The 16884-nt window shown below is 58.9% G+C and carries 18 protein-coding genes and 1 riboswitch; of the genes, 11 read left to right on the forward strand and 7 right to left on the reverse strand.

Annotated features, from left to right (window positions below):
* Positions 1–42: 42 nt before the first annotated feature.
* Positions 43–1233, reverse strand: coding sequence for an O-succinylhomoserine sulfhydrylase (metZ, locus tag ACR0AH_RS05445; RefSeq protein ID WP_170421071.1), 1191 nt, complete (start codon positions 1231–1233; stop codon positions 43–45).
* A 62-nt stretch (positions 1234–1295) separates the two neighbouring features.
* Positions 1296–1373, reverse strand: a riboswitch (SAM riboswitch).
* Between the two features lie 130 nt (positions 1374–1503).
* Here metZ and ACR0AH_RS05450 point away from each other — a divergent pair.
* The 4 genes from ACR0AH_RS05450 to ACR0AH_RS05465 all read left to right on the forward strand — a co-directional run bounded on the left by ACR0AH_RS05450 (position 1504) and on the right by ACR0AH_RS05465 (position 4438).
* The gene (locus tag ACR0AH_RS05450) at positions 1504–2193 is read left to right on the forward strand and encodes a glutathione S-transferase N-terminal domain-containing protein (RefSeq protein WP_170421069.1); all 690 of its coding nucleotides are present in this window, start codon (positions 1504–1506) and stop codon (positions 2191–2193) included.
* A gap of 113 nt (positions 2194–2306) precedes the next feature.
* Positions 2307–3140, forward strand: coding sequence for a TPM domain-containing protein (locus ACR0AH_RS05455; RefSeq protein ID WP_480590764.1), 834 nt, complete (start codon positions 2307–2309; stop codon positions 3138–3140).
* Between the two features lie 183 nt (positions 3141–3323).
* Positions 3324–3647 (forward strand): 2Fe-2S iron-sulfur cluster-binding protein, encoded by a 324-nt coding sequence (locus tag ACR0AH_RS05460; protein WP_170404961.1) that lies wholly within the window; start codon positions 3324–3326, stop codon positions 3645–3647.
* 92 nt (positions 3648–3739) lie between these two features.
* On the forward strand, positions 3740–4438 hold the full coding sequence (locus ACR0AH_RS05465) for an FG-GAP repeat domain-containing protein (RefSeq protein WP_480438415.1): 699 nt from the start codon (positions 3740–3742) through the stop codon (positions 4436–4438).
* Positions 4439–4532: 94 nt separating this feature from the next.
* On the opposite strand, the gene purD is transcribed toward ACR0AH_RS05465, so the two are convergent.
* A complete protein-coding gene (gene purD / locus ACR0AH_RS05470) occupies positions 4533–5795 on the reverse strand; it encodes a phosphoribosylamine--glycine ligase (protein WP_170465494.1) in 1263 nt (420 codons plus the stop codon).
* A gap of 74 nt (positions 5796–5869) precedes the next feature.
* Here purD and xseA point away from each other — a divergent pair, with 74 nt between their 5' ends.
* The gene (xseA, locus tag ACR0AH_RS05475) at positions 5870–7354 is read left to right on the forward strand and encodes an exodeoxyribonuclease VII large subunit (protein WP_480590766.1); all 1485 of its coding nucleotides are present in this window, start codon (positions 5870–5872) and stop codon (positions 7352–7354) included.
* Positions 7355–7357: 3 nt separating this feature from the next.
* Positions 7358–8020, forward strand: a complete 663-nt coding sequence (locus ACR0AH_RS05480) for a glutathione S-transferase family protein (protein WP_170596025.1) — start codon at positions 7358–7360, stop codon at positions 8018–8020.
* Here the strand turns inward: ACR0AH_RS05480 and ACR0AH_RS05485 are convergent.
* Positions 7996–8391, reverse strand: a complete 396-nt coding sequence (locus ACR0AH_RS05485; protein WP_170393540.1) for a hypothetical protein — start codon at positions 8389–8391, stop codon at positions 7996–7998. The two genes, ACR0AH_RS05480 and ACR0AH_RS05485, sit on opposite strands and share 25 nt — an antisense overlap.
* 141 nt (positions 8392–8532) lie before the next feature.
* On the opposite strand from ACR0AH_RS05485, the gene ACR0AH_RS05490 reads away from it, so the two are divergent.
* The 5 genes from ACR0AH_RS05490 to ACR0AH_RS05510 all read left to right on the forward strand — a co-directional run bounded on the left by ACR0AH_RS05490 (position 8533) and on the right by ACR0AH_RS05510 (position 12760).
* Positions 8533–9171, forward strand: coding sequence for a lysoplasmalogenase family protein (locus tag ACR0AH_RS05490; RefSeq protein WP_480590768.1), 639 nt, complete (start codon positions 8533–8535; stop codon positions 9169–9171).
* A gap of 58 nt (positions 9172–9229) precedes the next feature.
* Entirely contained in the window at positions 9230–10369 is a 1140-nt protein-coding gene (ftsY, locus tag ACR0AH_RS05495) for a signal recognition particle-docking protein FtsY (RefSeq protein WP_480590770.1), read from the forward strand.
* An 88-nt stretch (positions 10370–10457) separates the two neighbouring features.
* Positions 10458–11360: an EamA family transporter gene (locus ACR0AH_RS05500; protein ID WP_480590772.1), complete on the forward strand. Its 903-nt coding sequence runs from the start codon at positions 10458–10460 to the stop codon at positions 11358–11360.
* Positions 11361–11376: 16 nt separating this feature from the next.
* Complete coding sequence (locus ACR0AH_RS05505) at positions 11377–11982, forward strand: inner membrane-spanning protein YciB (protein WP_170393548.1); 606 nt, start codon at positions 11377–11379, stop codon at positions 11980–11982.
* Between the two features lie 109 nt (positions 11983–12091).
* On the forward strand, positions 12092–12760 hold the full coding sequence (locus ACR0AH_RS05510) for a Crp/Fnr family transcriptional regulator (RefSeq protein WP_170393550.1): 669 nt from the start codon (positions 12092–12094) through the stop codon (positions 12758–12760).
* 229 nt (positions 12761–12989) lie between these two features.
* Here ACR0AH_RS05510 and ACR0AH_RS05515 read toward each other — a convergent pair whose 3' ends face one another.
* The 4 genes from ACR0AH_RS05515 to hflK all read right to left on the reverse strand — a co-directional run bounded on the left by ACR0AH_RS05515 (position 12990) and on the right by hflK (position 16844).
* Positions 12990–14432, reverse strand: a complete 1443-nt coding sequence (locus ACR0AH_RS05515; protein WP_480503421.1) for a Do family serine endopeptidase — start codon at positions 14430–14432, stop codon at positions 12990–12992.
* 179 nt (positions 14433–14611) lie between these two features.
* A complete protein-coding gene (locus tag ACR0AH_RS05520) occupies positions 14612–14806 on the reverse strand; it encodes a DUF2065 domain-containing protein (protein ID WP_170393554.1) in 195 nt (64 codons plus the stop codon).
* Entirely contained in the window at positions 14806–15702 is an 897-nt protein-coding gene (hflC, locus tag ACR0AH_RS05525) for a protease modulator HflC (protein ID WP_170393556.1), read from the reverse strand. The genes ACR0AH_RS05520 and hflC overlap by 1 nt, the downstream gene beginning before the upstream one ends.
* On the reverse strand, positions 15702–16844 hold the full coding sequence (gene hflK / locus ACR0AH_RS05530; protein ID WP_170393723.1) for an FtsH protease activity modulator HflK: 1143 nt from the start codon (positions 16842–16844) through the stop codon (positions 15702–15704). The genes hflC and hflK overlap by 1 nt, the downstream gene beginning before the upstream one ends.
* Between the last annotated feature and the right edge of the window lie 40 nt (positions 16845–16884).

Genomic DNA, 16884 nt, shown 5'->3' on the forward strand with positions numbered 1-16884 from the left:
AGGCGGATCACATCCGCCTGATGGTGCATTCCCGGCGCATCACTAGCCCTGAGATACGTCTAGCGCGCGCTGGATATCCGCCAGCAAATCACCGGCATCCTCAAGCCCAACCGAAAGGCGGATCAGGCCCGGCGTGATACCCAACTCATCGCGTTGTTCGTCACTCAGACGCTGGTGCGTTGTGGTGGCCGGGTGCGTTGCGATCGACTTGGCATCGCCCAGATTGTTCGAGATCACAGGGATCGTCAGCGCATTCAGGAAAGCAAACGCCGCCGCTTTGCCGCCCTTGATGTCCAGCGACAGAACCGTACCGCCCTTGCCGCCCAGCTGCTCTTGCACCAACGCGTTTTGCGCATGGGTTCTCAGCCCGGGATACAGAGTCCGCTCCAATGCAGAATGCCCTTCTAAAGCTTCTGCAATCTTCTGCGCGCTGTCGGCTTGCGCGTTTACGCGCAGGGCCATAGTTTCAAGACCTTTGACCATGATCCAAGCGCTGAACGGGCTAAGCGCACCGCCGGTGTGCTTCATGTAAGGCTCGACCGTGCCACGGATGAATTCCTTAGTGCCGATGATCACGCCGCCCAGCGCCCGGCCCTGCCCGTCGATATGCTTGGTCGCCGAATAGACCACCACGTCGGCTCCCTGTTCGATCGCGCGCGAGAACACGGGTGTCGAGAACACGTTGTCCACGATTACAACCGCACCCACCGCATGGGCCAGCTTAGACACGGACGTGATGTCGATCACTTCAAGCGTCGGGTTCGACATGGATTCAAAAAACACTGCCTTGGTGTCAGGCCGGATCGCGACCTCCCACGCGTCCAGATCGGTGCCGTCTACAAAGGTCACCTCAACGCCATAACGCGTCAGGATGTTTTCAAGGATATACAGACAGGACCCAAAAAGCGCCTTGGCTGAAACCACATGGTCGCCCGCCCGCAGCATCGAAGTCAGCGCACCGTTCACAGCGGCCATACCTGAAGCGGTGGCAAACGCATCCTCGCCGCCTTCCAAAGCTGCGATACGCTGCTCGAACATCGACACGGTGGGGTTGCCGTAGCGGGCATAGATGAACTCATCCGGGCCGCTTTCAATAAACCGGGCCTCGGCCTGCTCGGCGTTATCGTAGACAAACCCCTGCGTCAGAAAGATCGACTCAGAAACCTCATTGTACTGACTGCGACGGATGCCGCCATGGACGGCTTGGGTGCGTTTGTTCCAGCTCTCGCTCATCTCATTCCTTTCAGCCCCGCATTGGAGGCAAACAAAAAACCCCAGACGCGGCCAAGCGAAAGGGGTCTTTCATCCTGACCTTTTAGCGGTGTTGTTTAACGTGGCCCGCAATCCGGTAACAAATCGCCACATGAATGAAGATGCGTTTACGCCCCGCCCCGGAACACGTCAAGCCCGACTGATCACCGGTCACGCTTTCGTAACACGGCCAGGCGCGCTCTTGCCGTTTGTGCAGAAAGCTTCATGATCGCCCAAACTCAAGGAGGCCCCATGATTGAACTCTATTTCTGGCCCACGCCCAACGGCTGGAAAGTGTCCATCGCTCTGGAAGAGATGGAGCTGCCCTACAAAACCCACCTGATCAACATCGGCAAGGGCGACCAGTTCGATCCCGAGTTTCTAAAGATCTCGCCTAACAACCGTATGCCCGCCATCGTCGACCCGGACGGCCCTGACGGCGCGCCTGTTTCGGTCTTCGAAAGCGGCGCGATCCTGATGTACCTCGCCCGCAAGACCGGGCGGTTCTACGGCAATACCGAACGTGACAGGATCGCAGTCGAGGAATGGCTGATGTGGCAAATGGGCGGCGTAGGCCCGATGGCCGGCCAAGCGCATCACTTCCTTAAATACGCCCCACATCTGGACCCGCCACAAGACCATCCCTATCCGAAAGACCGCTATCGCAGTGAGGTCGGGCGTCTCTACGGCGTGCTCGACCGCAGGCTGGCCGAAAACGAATACGTCGCCGGCGATTTCTACTCCATCGCCGACATGTCGATCTGGGGCTGGGCCAGCCTATGGGAAGGCCAGCAACAGGTGCTTGAGGACAAACCGCATTTCACCCGTTGGCTGGACATGATGAGCGCCCGACCCAGCGTGCAGGCAGGCCGAGCCTTACATGCAGAACTGCGCGGGGATCATCGGGACCGGCAGTCGCAGGGGGTATTGTTCAGGCGGTAATCGTTACCGAAAACCATCATCGGCATTTGACACACAACCTTCCAGGGTCGGGCCGTATCCCGGTTGCTATTGTGTCGCTCGGTGATACGCTTCCGAAAAACACGCGGGCAGCCATGAGAATTGTTTTCGTCTTATTAATGATTTGGGCCAATACTGCATTTGGGCAAACTTATCCCGACTATCAAAGCACGACCGTCAACGACTTTGCCAATTTGCTCAGCGCGTTGGACGAGGAGGCACTTGCTGAGCAACTAGATGGGCTCAAACGCGAGACAGGGGTCGAAATGACCATCCTGACACTGCGCACTCAAGGCGGCTATGCCGACGGTCTGACGCTCGAACAGTTTGCCACCGGGCTTTTTGACCACTGGGGGATCGGCGACGCTTCTCGAAACGATGGTGTGCTTGTCATGGTCTTACGGGATGACCGGGCTATGCGAATCGAGCTTGGCGCCGCCTATGGGCGCGACTGGGATCACGCCGCGGAACGCATTGTTGACACGCAATTCCTCCCGGCTTTCAAAGCAAACAATTATGCAATCGGGATCAAGGCCGGCACTACGGCTATCATAGATCAGATCATACAGCCTTTTCGCACTGGCGAGGCCGCGCCCGCCAAGAAAACAAATGATGATCTAGGTCTCTGGATATTTGGCCTCTTTGCCATGATGATTATGATGCTCAAAGGCCGCAATTTCATAAGTGATGGTCTGGTACGACTTCGAACCTGCCCAAAATGTGGGAACCGCAGTCTGCGCCAGAGGCGACGCATCACGCTCTCCGCAAGTACAACGAGGGCCGGTTCGGGTATTCGCCGGATCGAATGCCTAAAATGCGATTACGCTGAAGAAACCAGCTACTATATCCCTCAGGTTTCCCAAAGCTCTGGCGGGGGCGGTTTCGGCGGCGGTCGATCTGGTGGCGGGGGCGCGTCCGGGCGCTGGTAGCACTCATCAGGCAAATTCGTTTTCTCAGGGTTTCCCTACAATCGCGTCGCCAGGCACGCAAACTTAGCCTTACCAAAGCCGCAAAACTCCAAACACGGCATCCAGAGTCGCAATTGCCACTGGAATCACCTAATTCCCTTCACTAAGAAAGCTCTCGAACATCGCAAAAGGAAGACGCAAGCAATGGCAAAGATCACCTATGTCGAGCACAGCGGTACCGAACATACAGTCGACGTCGCCAACGGGCTGACGGTCATGGAAGGGGCCCGCGACAACAACATCCCCGGCATCGAGGCCGATTGCGGCGGCGCCTGCGCCTGCTCGACCTGCCACGTCTATATTCATCCTGACTGGGTCGAGAGAATCCCCGCCAAGGACGACATGGAAGAAGACATGCTGGACTTCGCCTATGAACCCGACCCGACCCGCTCGCGCCTGACCTGTCAGATCAAGGTCACCGACGCGCTGGATGGTCTGGTTGTGCAGATGCCCGAAAAGCAGATCTGATGCACCCTGATGCGCCGCGCCAGCCCAACCGCCTTTGGCACCGTCGGGCGCGCGGCGCTGTTCTGATGGTTTGCATTTGGCTAACGGGGAATATGCCCGCAGCCAGCGGCGAAACCAAAGTATCTGCTCGCTTCACGGAACCAACAACACGCTACGCCCACGGGGTGCTTGGCGACGCCATCGAATACGGTGCTTTGGAAATCGGCGTCGGTACAAGTCTTTCCTCGGCGGCGCGGCGAAAAGTCGATAGCTCCAAACGCTCGACCGTTACAATACGTCTGCCTGAAGACCGCGTATTCGAAGATCTTGCCCCACGCCTGGCCGATATCGATCAGGACGGGTTGCCCGAAGTCATCGTTGTAGAGACCCAGCAGCATACGGGTGCTCAACTGGCGATCTATGACGTCAATGGTCAAAAAATCGCCGCCACCCCCCATATCGGCACGCGCAACCGCTGGCTCGCCCCCATCGGTGCCGCCGATCTGGATGGTGATGGACATGTTGAGATCGCCTATGTCGACCGCCCACACCTTGCGAAAACTCTGCGCATCTGGCGTTACAAAGACGGTGAACTCATTGAAATCGCGACAATCCCTGGCCTTACCAATCACAGGATCGGAGAAGATTTTATTTCAGGCGGTCTGCGCCAATGCGAAACGCACCCTGAGCTGATCCTCGCCAGCGCCGACTGGTCGCGGATCATAGGCGTCTCGTACAGCAAAGGCTGGCGACAAAAAGACCTCGGACCACTCAACAGTCTCAAAGATCTGGCCAACGCACTAAAGTGCTGATCCGATCTTCATCTGGCCATAAATACCTCGGGGAGCGCGAGGGGCTGGCCCCTCGCCCCGAAATCATCAAGCCGGGCGCAGCCCGACTACTGAGTTAAAGCGCGCGCCAGCCGATGTCGCGACGGAAGAACCCTTCAGGCCAATCAACACCTTCAACCATGTCATACGCCCGGTCGCGTGCGTCTTTCAGCGTTTCCCCACGCGCAGTCACATTCAGAACGCGGCCACCCGCGGCCTGAACCTTGCCTTCAGCCGCTTTTGTCCCCGCGTGGAATACCATGTTGCTACTATCCTCGGCCAGATCGCCCAGGCCGTTGATCACAGTGCCTTTTTCATAAGAACCAGGATACCCCTTTGCCGCCATCACGACCGTGATGGCGTGATCGTCGGCCCAGTTCACCCGCGTCTCAGCCAAGCGACCCTCGGCCGCCGCGTGCATCAGGTCCATGGCCTGAGCGCCAAGGCGCATCATCAGTACCTGACATTCGGGATCTCCGAACCGCACGTTGTACTCCACCAACCTGGGCTGACCATCCTTGATCATCAAACCGGCGTAGAGCACACCCTGAAACGGTGTCCCGCGCCGCTTCATCTCGGCCACCGTCGGGCGCACGATCTGATCCATCGCAAGGGCCTCGATCTCGGCGCTCAGCACCGGGGCCGGAGAATAGGCGCCCATCCCCCCAGTGTTCAGCCCGGTATCGCCCTCGCCGACGCGCTTGTGATCCTGCGCTGTGCCGATCGACAGGATATCCTCTCCGTCACAGAGCACGAACAGAGACGCCTCCTCGCCCTCCATGAACTCCTCGATCACCACTTCGGCCCCCGCGCCACCAAAGGCTCCGCCGAACATGTCGTCAATCGCGTCCAGGGCGGTTTGCTCGTCCATCGCAACGATCACGCCCTTGCCGGCAGCCAGCCCATCGGCCTTGACCACAATCGGGGCCCCCTGCGCACGGATGTATTCCTTGGCGGGCTCAGCCTCGGTGAACCGGGCATAAGCCGCCGTCGGCGCGCCGGATGCGTCACAGATTTCCTTGGTGAAGCTTTTTGAGGCCTCCAGCCGCGCCGCTTCTGCCGAGGGCCCGAAAACCAGCACACCCGCTTCGCGCAGCCGGTCAGCGACCCCTGCGGCCAAAGGCGCTTCGGGGCCAACGATCACGAAATCAATCGCGTTTTCCTCGGCAAAGTTGACCACAGCACCGCCATTCTCAATGTCCACCGCCGCGCACTCTGCGATCTGGGCGATCCCGGCATTCCCCGGCGCCACAATCAGGCGATCACATTTGGGGTTTTGCATCACCGCCCAAGCCAGACTGTGCTCGCGTCCACCGCTGCCGAGAATGAGGATATTCATGAAACGCTCCGATCTGCTTGGCCTTGCCTGCGCGGCGTTCTAAGCTGCGCAGAGATTTGACACAAGGCGCTGAAATGTCCGACCTGCTAGATGACCCGATTCCGGGTCAGAACACCCCCGAATACACTGTCTCGGACATCTCAGGCGAGGTGAAGCGCACGCTCGAGGGCACCTTTGGCCGAATCCGTGTGCGTGGAGAAGTGGGCCGCGTGTTCAAGGCCCGTTCGGGTCATCTGTATTACGACATAAAGGACGACCGGAACGTGCTGGCCTGCACAACTTGGAAAGGGCAGATTTCTGGTCTTTCAGTTGTTCCCGAAGAAGGCCTCGAGGTTGTCGTCACCGGGCGCCTGACAGCTTTTGGAGCCCAGTCGAAATACAACCTGAATGTCGATGAAGTCGCCGTCGCCGGGCAAGGCGCGCTGATGGCATTGCTGGAAAAGCGCAAAAAGCAGCTCGAATCCGAAGGCTTGTTTGCGGCTGAACGCAAGAAACCCCTGCCCTACTTGCCGCAGATCATCGGCGTTGTCACTTCGCCCTCCGGTGCGGTGATCCGAGACATCTTGCATCGGCTGCGTGATCGGTTCCCGCGCAAAGTACTGATCTGGCCCGTCGCGGTTCAGGGGGCAAACTGTGCCCCCGAAGTGACCCGCGCCATCGAAGGCTTCAATCAACTCACACCGGGCGGGGCCCTCCCGCGACCCGACCTGATTATCGTCGCGCGCGGCGGTGGGTCCATAGAAGACCTCTGGGGCTTCAACGAAGAAAGCGTCGCGCACGCGACTGCAGCCTCAGAAATCCCGCTGATCTCGGCCGTCGGGCACGAGACGGACACCACCCTGATCGACTATGTCTCGGACCGCCGCGCGCCTACGCCAACCGCCGCTGCCGAACTTGCCGTACCGGTCCGCATGGAACTGCTGGCTTGGACCAACGAACAAGGGGCCCGCCTGTCGCGCGCGGCAACAGATGCCGTACAACGCCGCAGTCAACGGCTGCGCGATCTGTCGCGCGCGCTGCCGCGCCCAGACACACTGCTGGAAAGCCCGCGCCAAAGGCTAGACCAGATATCCGAGCGCTTGCCCAACGCGCTGATCCGGGGTGTTCAGAACCGCCGCGTCAAACTGCTGGACAGTGCGGCGCGTCTGCGCCCCTCGACCCTGCGCAGCTTTGTCGAAACCCGCCGCGATCGCTGGCGCAACCTGTCCTCGCGCCTGTCAATGCGCCCGATCCAGCGCGAGCTGGAAACACGGCGCGACGCTCTGAATCGCCTGTCCGAGCGTTTGAATGCCGCACAATCCACACGGCTGGACCGCCTCCGCCAGCAGATGGAGGCCACCGATCGCCTGCGCGAAACGCTGAGCTACAAAGCGACGCTCGGACGTGGCTACGCCGTCGTGCGCGCCGAAGGAGAGGTCATCACAACCAAAGCTCAAGCCTCCGGTCACGCTGTTCTTGAGATCGAATTCGCTGACGGTCGCCTCAGCACCGGGGCTGCGGGCAAGGCGCCACCCAAGAAATCCAAACAGGCACCTCCTGATCAGGGATCGTTGTTCTGACCGATGTTGACGATCTGGGGCCGTAAAACATCCTCGAACGTTCAGGCCCTAATGTGGTGCGTGGGTGAGCTTGGCCTAGAATACCAGCGTCACGATCTTGGCCATCGCTTCGGCGGGCTGGACACTGCAGCGTTTCGGGCACTGAACCCAAACAAAACCATCCCCGTCCTGCAAGATGGCGACAACCCACCGCTTTGGGAAACCGGCGCCATCCTGCGATATCTGGCCACCCAATATGGCGAACAGGCATTCTGGCCTTCAGATCCTGCCCGGCGCGCCACGATCGACAAATGGGCCGAATGGGCGAAACTCAACGTGGCGATGGCGTTTACCGTTCCGGTGTTCTGGCAAATTGTGCGAACACCCGTTGAACAGCAGGACCAAACGGCGATCCATCGGGCCGTCAGCGATTTGGAAATCAAACTGGCAATCGCAGACAAGGAGCTGGACCAAAACACGTTCCTTGCGGGTGAGCATTTTACACTGGCGGATATACAGTTCGGCCACGTCCTTTACCGCTACTACGATATCGACATCGTCCGCGCACCGTTACCGCATTTGCGTCGATACTATGAACGGCTAACCGAAAGGCCCGCGTTTCAACATCACGTCATGCTGGACTATGAAGACCTGCGACCATTTCAGACCCCGACATCCGGTCCGTAGCACAACATCTCTTCGCCAATATCCTCGGCCTCGTACAACTCGGTCGCTGTCGGATCGCCCTCGAATTGTGCGATCAAACCGCCCCCGGATTGCCAGAAAACCCAGCATTGCGGCGCCAGTTGATCCTCATAGATGAAACAGATCTGATCTTCCTGCTCGTACCAAACTCCGTTCATGCAATTGCCATCCAGAAATGACCAGATGACTCGGCGGTCTGGCAGATACCGTTCGACTCCGTAGGCCTGCCCATCGAACCCGTAATACAAGGTTTTTCCACGCGTATACGCATCGAATTCAGACCCCGTCAGAGGCGACTGCGCCGCAACGGGCTGTGAGGCAAGGGTCAGCAGAATCAAGCAAATTCGGATCATGACCACACTGTGTCAGAAGCAGCCCACAAGTGCCATTCAACCTTTCCACATTGCGACGATCGGCAAGATAACTCCACGTCACGCCTTGATGCACCGCCGAGATCATGGCGATGATTGACTCAAAAACATCGGGGACGCACCATGACGACACTTCTTTTCTGGATTGCGGCGGCCTGCGCGCTGGCCTACCTGCCACTTACCGCGCGCCCGGCTGGCACCCTGCGTAGCATGCTGAAAACAGCATCGGTCGTGCTGCTGGCAGGCGTCGCCATACTGGCAAGCGCGCCATGGCTCCTGATCCTCGCCCTCACCTTCTGCGCGATAGGTGATGCCCTTCTGTCACGCGAAACCGACAGCACATTCATGGCAGGCATCGGTGCATTTGCTGCGGGGCATTTGGCCTATATCGCCTTGTTTATGACGAGCCCCAGCAGCAGCCCTGAACAGATCTTCGACCACCCCGCGATCTTCTGGTCCCTGATCATCCTGGGCATCGTTATGGCCACGCTGCTCACCCCCCGCGCCGGAGACCTCAAAATCCCCGTCCTCGCCTATATTCCAATCATCCTGGGCATGGGCATCACCGTTCTTGCCCTTCCCGAAACTGGAGCACTACGCTGGGCCCTTCCCGCCGCGATGGCCTTCATCGCCTCGGATCTGGCGCTTGCGACTGAAAAGTTCCTGCTACCTGCCAATCACCCGACCCTGAAGCTTACGCCCTATCTGGTCTGGCCGCTTTACTGGGCTGCCCAAGCCGGGTTTCTGATCGCCTTCACCTGACCCTTTGCAACTGCCTTCAATCCACATTAGGTGAGGGGAACACCTGCGGAGATCAAAAATGGCGATTTTCTCAAAGCTCAAGGACAAGCTGTTCAAATCCTCATCGCGCCTCGAAGAGGGGCTGGATGCAATTGTCGAGGATGGCGGCGAGGAAACCCCAAATCCTGATCCGGTGATCCCCGAACCTGAGCCCGAACCGCAACCGGTTCCCGAAGTGCCGGAACCCACGCCCGCGCCCCAACCGGTCGAGCCTCCCGCTCCGATCCCGGCTGATCCCACACCGGCGCCTCCACCCCCAGAGGTTCCAGAATCCAAGGGTTTGATGGGTCGCCTGTTCGGCCGAAATGAATCCAAGACCGTTGTCCGCCGCACGCTGGATGACGACATGCTGGAGCAACTCGAAGAGCTTCTGATCGCCTCGGATATGGGCGTCGACACCGCCTTGCGCGTTACGTCCAACATGGCCGAGGGCCGCTTTGGTCGCAAACTCTCGACCCAGGAAATCAAACAGCTGCTGGCGCAGGAGGTTGCCCGCGTGATGGAACCCGTGGCCAAACCAATGCCGATCTACCCCAAACGCCCGCAAGTGGTGCTGGTTGTTGGCGTCAACGGTTCGGGCAAAACTACGACAATCGGTAAGCTTGCCAGCCAGTTCAAAGCCGCCGGCAAGAAAGTCGTCATCGCCGCCGGAGACACATTCCGCGCCGCCGCCGTCGAGCAGCTGCAGGTCTGGGGTGACCGCGCAGGCGTTCCAGTGCTCACCGCCCCCGAAGGCTCCGACCCTGCTTCGCTGGCCTTTGATGCGCTGACCAAAGCGCAGAACGAAGGTGCCGACCTGCTGATGATCGACACAGCAGGCCGCCTGCAAAACCGCGCCGACCTGATGGAAGAGCTGGCCAAAATCGTCCGCGTCATCCGCAAGGTTGACGACACCGCACCGCACAACACTCTGCTGGTGCTGGACGCCACCACCGGGCAAAACGCCCTCAGTCAGGTCGAAACCTTCCGCAAACTGGCCGATGTCTCGGGCCTCGTGATGACCAAACTGGACGGCACAGCCAAAGGCGGCGTGCTGGTCGCCCTCGCCGACAAGTTCGGCCTTCCGATCCACGCCATTGGTGTCGGTGAGCAAATCGACGACCTCGCCCCGTTTGATCCCGAAGAATTCGCCGCCGCCCTGACGGGCTTACAATCCTGATCCGCCCCTTCATCTGGCCGAAAATACCTTCGGGGGGCGTGGGGGGCAGACAGCCCCCCACTCTCTCCGCCCAAGCGAAAGCCCCGATTTGAGCGACTGGCTGATCTCCCTCGAAGGCACCGAAGCAGGCCACCAACTCGCCCTCGCGCTCGCGCTGATGGCGGCCTTCCTGCATGCGGTTTTCGGTGCACTGCAAAAAGGCCGCCACGACCCGTGGATGTCGCGCGGGGCGATCGATGCCTGCTACTGCCTTATGGCGATGCCATTCGCCTTCTTTATCGTGCCATGGCCCGAACCTTACATGTGGCCGATCTTTGGCGTCGTTTGGCTGATCCATATCGGCTATAAGGTGCTGCAGGCGATGGCCTACACCAAAGGCTCCTATACCGTTGTCTATCCGGTCGTGCGCGGTACTGGCCCGCTCTTCACCGTGATCGGAGCCTATCTTTTGTTCGGTGAAACCTTCTCGGCCATCCAATGGCTTGGAGTCGCGACGCTTCTTGCGGGTATCTTCGGCCTTGCCGCCTATAACCTGCGCTACCTTGAGACCAATCGAGATACGCTGCGAATCGCGCTGGTGCTGGCGGTCGTCACGGGTCTCTTCGTGGCGCTCTATACGACCTATGATGCCTACGGTATCCGCGCTACGGCCGACCCGTTCACCTTCCTTGCGTGGTTCTTCATGATCGACGGGGCCGCGATGCCTATCTATGCTGCGCTCAGATACCGCGCAATGATCCACCGCCCTGCGCTTGGACCTCTGATGCTTCGCGGGTTCGCGGGCGGCATCATTGCGCCGATGTCCTTCGGTGCCATCATGCTCGCCACGCGACTGGACAAGGTCGGAGAGGCGGCGGTCCTGCGCGAAACCTCCACCGTTTTCGCAGCACTCATCGGCTGGCTGGTGCTGAAAGAAACTGTCGGCCCCAGACGCATTGCGTTGATGGCATTGATTGCACTCGGCGCAGTAATAGTTGAAATGGGCGGGTAAGCAGCAGGTTGGAATCATGGCAGAGAAAAAAGACATCAACCCATTCCTCAAACAGGTACTGGAACTTGGCCCCCCACTGGCCTTCTTCTTCATCTACCTGCGCCTGCGTGATGACAATTTCGTGATCGGCGGCACCGAGTATTCTGGGTTCATCGTCGCCACCATCCTGTTCGTGCCGCTGATGCTGGCTGCCATGGGCATCCTTTGGTACCTGACGGGCAAACTCAGCCGGATGCAGATTTTCACCGCATTCATGGTGATTTTCTTCGGCGGCCTCACCGCGTGGTTCAATGACGAGCGGTTTTTCAAGATGAAAACAACGCTGGTCTATGGCTTCTTTTCCGCCATCCTCGGGATCGGGCTTTTGCAGGGGAAATCCTACCTGGCATATGTTCTGGACGAGATGCTACCCATGCAGCACGAGGGCTGGATGATCCTCACCCGGCGCCTGTGTGCCTGTTTCGCAGTACTGGCCGCAGCCAATGAATTGGTCTGGCGCACGATGTCAACGGACCTATGGGTCAAGATCGAAACCTTCGGCTTTCCCATCGCCTTGATGGCGTTTCTGATGATGCAGTTCAACCTGCTGCAAAGCTATATGGATGATCCCGACAAGCAATAACTGTTCTTGCCCAAGCGTAACAAGCTAACAAAATTTCTTGGCTTAAGCTTGAAGCTGTGAAAAGTTGGGTCACCACCCGCACCACTCAACCCCGGAGATCAGCGCCCGAATGATGGCATTTCCCAACAGTGGATTCCTGTCCGAAGCCTCTGAAGAGCTGCGCACCATGTTGGCAGCCCAGGCCACCGAAGTCACATTGGATCGGGGCGATGTCCTGTTCGAGCAGGACGATGAAGGCGATGCGCTCTATGCCATTCTTTCCGGTGCGCTCGAAGTGTCATTTCTTGCGTCGAGCGGGCGCAAGCTGTCTCTCAGCATGATGCGCCCAGGTGAGGTGTTCGGGGAAATCGCGTTGTTCGATAGCGGTCCCCGCACCGCAACCGTAACAGCAGCTGAGCCCTCCAAAGTCCTGCGCGTTCGCCAGAAAGACATGATGGCGCAGATCCGGGAACATCCTGACCTTGCGGTGGATCTGATCCGCTTGGCCGGTCTTCGCATGCGTTATATGGGCGCTCAATTGAACGAGCAGGTATTCCTGCCGATGCCGATCCGACTGGCGCGCAAGCTTTTGCACCTGGCAGGACAACAGGACAGCCCAACGGCACGTATCACGCTTTCGCAGAGCGAATTGGCCGAATTTGTCGGTGCGACGCGTGAGGCAGTGTCAAAGACCATTTCGACATGGAAACGCGACAATGTCGTCGAAGCTTCGCGCGGCGGGCTGCAGATCCACGACTTTGACGCGCTGCGGCAACTGGCCGAATCCGATTTAATCTAAATTTTCGGCACAGATGTGATCCGCTTCACATACGCAGCTTTAAGATTGCCCTAAGGTCAATCCCGTTACCGTAGGAGGTCGGTTTTATCATCCCCGATATCTGTCCACCGACCTCTCCCTGTACAGAGCCATATGCCTTCCCCGGCATATGGCTTTTTTCTTAACGAAGTATGAAAAAGGCCGGGAAAATATCCCGACCTTCTAATTTCGGATCTGTTCGCTGAGTTTATTATTCTAGGCTCAGCGCTACGAACCGGGGTTCCCCGCCCCGCCGCACCAGCAGCAACAGAGATTTGCGTCCTGCTTCACGCGCCTCATCCATCCGCGTCTCCAGATCAGTGATCGAAGTCACCTTCTGCTGCCCCGCCTCAGTGATAAGATCACCGGCGCGCAGACCCTTTTCAAAGGCTTCCGAGGATTCATCAACATTGGTCACCAACAATCCTTCGGCATCGGCATCCAGACCCAATTCCTCGCGCTGGCTATCCCCCAGCGGAGCGATGGTCAGGCCAAGAATATCCTTGTCTTCCTCCGTCGGCGTTTCGGCTTCCGGCTCTTCGCCGTTCTCTGCACGTTCGGCGTCTTCGCGGCGGCCCAGCGTCACCAGCACGGTCTGGGTGCCTCCATCACGGTGCACGACCACACGCACAGATTTGCCAACGGTGGTCTCTCCCACCTGCCGCACAAGGCCGCGTGTATCCTCGACCTCGACGCCATCAAAGCTGATGATCACGTCTCCGGCCAGCAGGCCCGCTTCTTTTGCCGGGCCGTCCGGTACATCGCTGATCAACGCACCTCCGGGTTTGTCCAGCCCCATCGCCTCGGCCATATCCTCGGTCACGTCCTGAATGCGCACACCCAGCCAACCGCGGCGGGTCTCCCCGAACTCACGCAGTTGATCAACGACCTTGATCACCACGTTCGAAGCCATCGAGAAACCAATCCCGATCGAGCCGCCATTGGGCGACAGGATCGCAGTATTTACGCCGATCACCTCGCCATTCATGTTGAACAGCGGCCCACCCGAGTTGCCCCGGTTGATCGCAGCATCGGTCTGGATGTAGTCATCATATGACCCGCTCAGTGCCCGATTCCGGGCCGAGATAATCCCTGCTGACACCGAAAAGCCTTGCCCCAGCGGGTTCCCCATCGCGATCACCCAATCGCCCACGCGGGCAATGTCGCTGTCACCGAACTGCACGTATTTCAGCGGCCCTTCCGCCTCGACTTTCAGCAGCGCGATGTCGGTCTTTTCGTCCCGGCCGATTACCTTGGCAACCAAATCTTTCGCGGGCTGGCCATCACCGGGAAAAAACTCGACCAATATCTCATCGGCTTCGGCAATCACGTGATTGTTGGTGACGATATAGCCGTCTTCCGAGATCACGAAGCCCGAGCCCAGCGCATTGCTGCGACGTGGACGATTTTCATTGTCTCCGCCATTGCGATCCTGAAACTCTCGGAAAAAGTCTTCGAATGGTGAGCCCTCAGGCACGATCCCTTGCGGGCCAGTCTGGCCTTCGATCAGTGTCGACGTGGTGATATTGACCACCGCAGGGCTAATCTGTTCAGCCAGCGGTGCCAGGCTATCACCCCGTGCCTGCGCGGACACAGATTGAGCCAAAACCAGCAGCACCCCCACTAAGGTCAGCCACATCAGCCGCATCTTCATAACAAAATCGTCCCGTCGGACGGACACACTGCGCGCCTTAGCCTGCACTTGGGGTCTCCTTGTTGACTAATTCTCTGTTGGCATCACCTGGATGCCCTTCTTTGCAACCAATGTAGTCAGTTTGTCCCGGCCCGCAACTCGGGATCGCGGGGAAATCACCGGTGCGTGAAACCATCGCATCAAAAACCGACCTGATATGCGCCCCACAGCAGCACCAGCCCACTGACCACACAAAGCAGCCCGACCAGCCGCCGCGCCTGTTCCGGCAACGCGCGCAGCGCCTCAAGCATGCGTTCAATAAGCGAAGGGGCCAGCGCATAGGCCAGCCCCTCGACAATCAGTACCAGCCCGAAGGCCAGAAGGATCATGCCCATCACTCAGCGGCCGCAGCTGCCGGTGCCCGACGCCCGGTCGGAGAAGCAAGGTAGTTGAAGAACTCCGAGTCCGGGCTCAGGATCAACGAGCTGTTGCTGCCTTGCAGGGCATTCTCATAGGCGGTCAGCGAACGGTAGAATTCAAAGAACTCCGGATCGGCACCATAGGCTTCGGCGAAGATCGCGTTGCGTTCGGCATCGGCCTCACCGCGAATGATCTCGGCCTCACGGTTGGCGTCGGAAACCAGTTCAACCACGGTCCGGTCGGCCTGCGCGCGCACACGCTGCGCGGCTTCGTTACCGCGGGCGCGTTCGTCGGTCGCTTCACGTTCACGTTCTGCCTTCATCCGGTCAAACGTCGCCTCAAGGTTGGCCTGCGGCAGATCGGTCGCCTTCAGACGCACGTCGATTACGTTCACGCCCAGCGCACGTGCCTGTGCAATCGCGCTGTTGCGGATACGCAGCATCAGTGCGGCACGATCCGAACTCAGGATGTCACGGGACGAAACCGAACCCAGTACTTCGCGGGTTTCGGCGCGCAGAATGCGGTCCAGACGATCCTCGGCAACCGGGATACCGCCGACACCAACGGCCTGACGGAACTGTTCCAGATCAGAAATCCGGTAGCGTGCGAAGGCATCGACCACCAGACGACGATCGTCCAGAGGCGTCACTTCCAGCGGCTGAACGTCAATCGACAGGATACGGTCGTCATACCGCACCACTTCCTGAATCAGCGGGATTTTGAATGCCAGCCCCGGATCTTCCTTAACCGCAACAACGCGACCAAATTGCAGAACCAGAGCTCGTTCACGCTCGTCCACAATGAAGATCGAGGACAGAACACCGACAATCGCAAGAAAGATGATCGGCAGAATAAACGTTGTCTTACGCATCAGTTGCTCTCCCCTGCAGGGTTACGGCGCAATTCGTTGAGCGGCAGATAAGGCACGACGCCCTGCCCCGATCCTGTCGAGTTTTCATCCAGAATGATCTTGTCCACGTCACCCAGCACCTGCTCCATGCGTTCCAGATACAGACGTTTGCGGGTCACATCAGGTGCTTTGGAATACTCCTCCAAAACCGCGCTAAAGCGGCTGGCTTCACCCTGTGCACCGTTGATCTGCTGGGCACGATAAGCTTCAGCCTCTTCCAGTACCTGCGCGGCTTCACCACGCGCCTCAGCGAGAACGCGGTTGGCATAGGCGTCAGCGACGTTCTGCAACCTGTCACGCTCCTGCGCGGCGGCCTGAACGTCGCGGAACGCGGCAATCACGTCCTGCGGTGGGTCAGCCTTGTCAAAGTTCACACGAACGATGTTCACACCCGAATCGTAGCTGTCCATTGTCTCTTGGATCAGTTCCTGCAGGCGATCAGCAATGATACCGCGATCCCGGTTCAAGATCGGCGCAAGTTCGCTCTGCGCAATAATCTCACGCATCGCCGATTCAGACACGGCGCGGATCGTCTGGCGCGGATCACGCAGGTTGAACAGGAATTTCGCCGGGTCGTTGATGTTCCAGACAACCTGATAATCGATATCAACCACATTCTCGTCACCGGTCAACATCAGACCATCGTCGCTGCCACGAGCACCGCCCATGTCTTCGTTCTGTTCGCGGGTCACCGGAATGACCTCGGCGGTTACAAACGGCCACGGGGCAAAATTCAGGCCCGGATTTCCCACAGCCGAGAATTCGCCCAGAAATAGTTCGACGGATTGTTCTTCCGGTTTGACGGTATAGAAGCTCGCCAAACCCCAAAGACCAGCCGCAACAAGCAGACCAATCGCAACGGTTCCCTTAGTAAACGCGGGTCCACCGCCGCCGCCCGAACCATTTGTACCACGGCCACCGCCGCCGCGACCGCCCATCAGGACGCGCAGCTGTTCCTGGCCCTTTTTCATCAGCTCATCGATCTCGGGGATCTGCGGGCCGTCACCTTCGGGGGGCTTGCGCCCATCCCCGTTGTTACCCCGATTTCCTCCGCCTCCGGATGAGCCTCCGCCCCCCCAGGGGCCGCCGCTGTTGCCCGCCATATGTATCTTTTCCCTTGTGTTGGACCGTGTGATCACGGGT

This window comes from Ruegeria sp. AM5, assembly GCF_056540645.1.

Coding starts and splice junctions, on each gene's coding strand:
- xseA (WP_480590766.1), top strand. CDS start 5,870: ATGTCCGACCTGCTAGATGACCCGATTCCGGGTCAGAACACCCCCGAA.
- ACR0AH_RS05490 (WP_480590768.1), top strand. CDS start 8,533: ATGACGACACTTCTTTTCTGGATTGCGGCGGCCTGCGCGCTGGCCTAC.
- ACR0AH_RS05450 (WP_170421069.1), top strand. CDS start 1,504: ATGATTGAACTCTATTTCTGGCCCACGCCCAACGGCTGGAAAGTGTCC.
- purD (WP_170465494.1), bottom strand. CDS start 5,795: ATGAATATCCTCATTCTCGGCAGCGGTGGACGCGAGCACAGTCTGGCT.
- ACR0AH_RS05485 (WP_170393540.1), bottom strand. CDS start 8,391: ATGATCCGAATTTGCTTGATTCTGCTGACCCTTGCCTCACAGCCCGTT.
- ACR0AH_RS05515 (WP_480503421.1), bottom strand. CDS start 14,432: ATGAAGATGCGGCTGATGTGGCTGACCTTAGTGGGGGTGCTGCTGGTT.
- ACR0AH_RS05455 (WP_480590764.1), top strand. CDS start 2,307: ATGAGAATTGTTTTCGTCTTATTAATGATTTGGGCCAATACTGCATTT.
- ACR0AH_RS05465 (WP_480438415.1), top strand. CDS start 3,740: ATGCCCGCAGCCAGCGGCGAAACCAAAGTATCTGCTCGCTTCACGGAA.
- ACR0AH_RS05520 (WP_170393554.1), bottom strand. CDS start 14,806: ATGGGCATGATCCTTCTGGCCTTCGGGCTGGTACTGATTGTCGAGGGG.
- hflC (WP_170393556.1), bottom strand. CDS start 15,702: ATGCGTAAGACAACGTTTATTCTGCCGATCATCTTTCTTGCGATTGTC.
- ACR0AH_RS05460 (WP_170404961.1), top strand. CDS start 3,324: ATGGCAAAGATCACCTATGTCGAGCACAGCGGTACCGAACATACAGTC.
- hflK (WP_170393723.1), bottom strand. CDS start 16,844: ATGGCGGGCAACAGCGGCGGCCCCTGGGGGGGCGGAGGCTCATCCGGA.
- ftsY (WP_480590770.1), top strand. CDS start 9,230: ATGGCGATTTTCTCAAAGCTCAAGGACAAGCTGTTCAAATCCTCATCG.
- ACR0AH_RS05505 (WP_170393548.1), top strand. CDS start 11,377: ATGGCAGAGAAAAAAGACATCAACCCATTCCTCAAACAGGTACTGGAA.
- metZ (WP_170421071.1), bottom strand. CDS start 1,233: ATGAGCGAGAGCTGGAACAAACGCACCCAAGCCGTCCATGGCGGCATC.
- ACR0AH_RS05510 (WP_170393550.1), top strand. CDS start 12,092: ATGATGGCATTTCCCAACAGTGGATTCCTGTCCGAAGCCTCTGAAGAG.
- ACR0AH_RS05480 (WP_170596025.1), top strand. CDS start 7,358: ATGTTGACGATCTGGGGCCGTAAAACATCCTCGAACGTTCAGGCCCTA.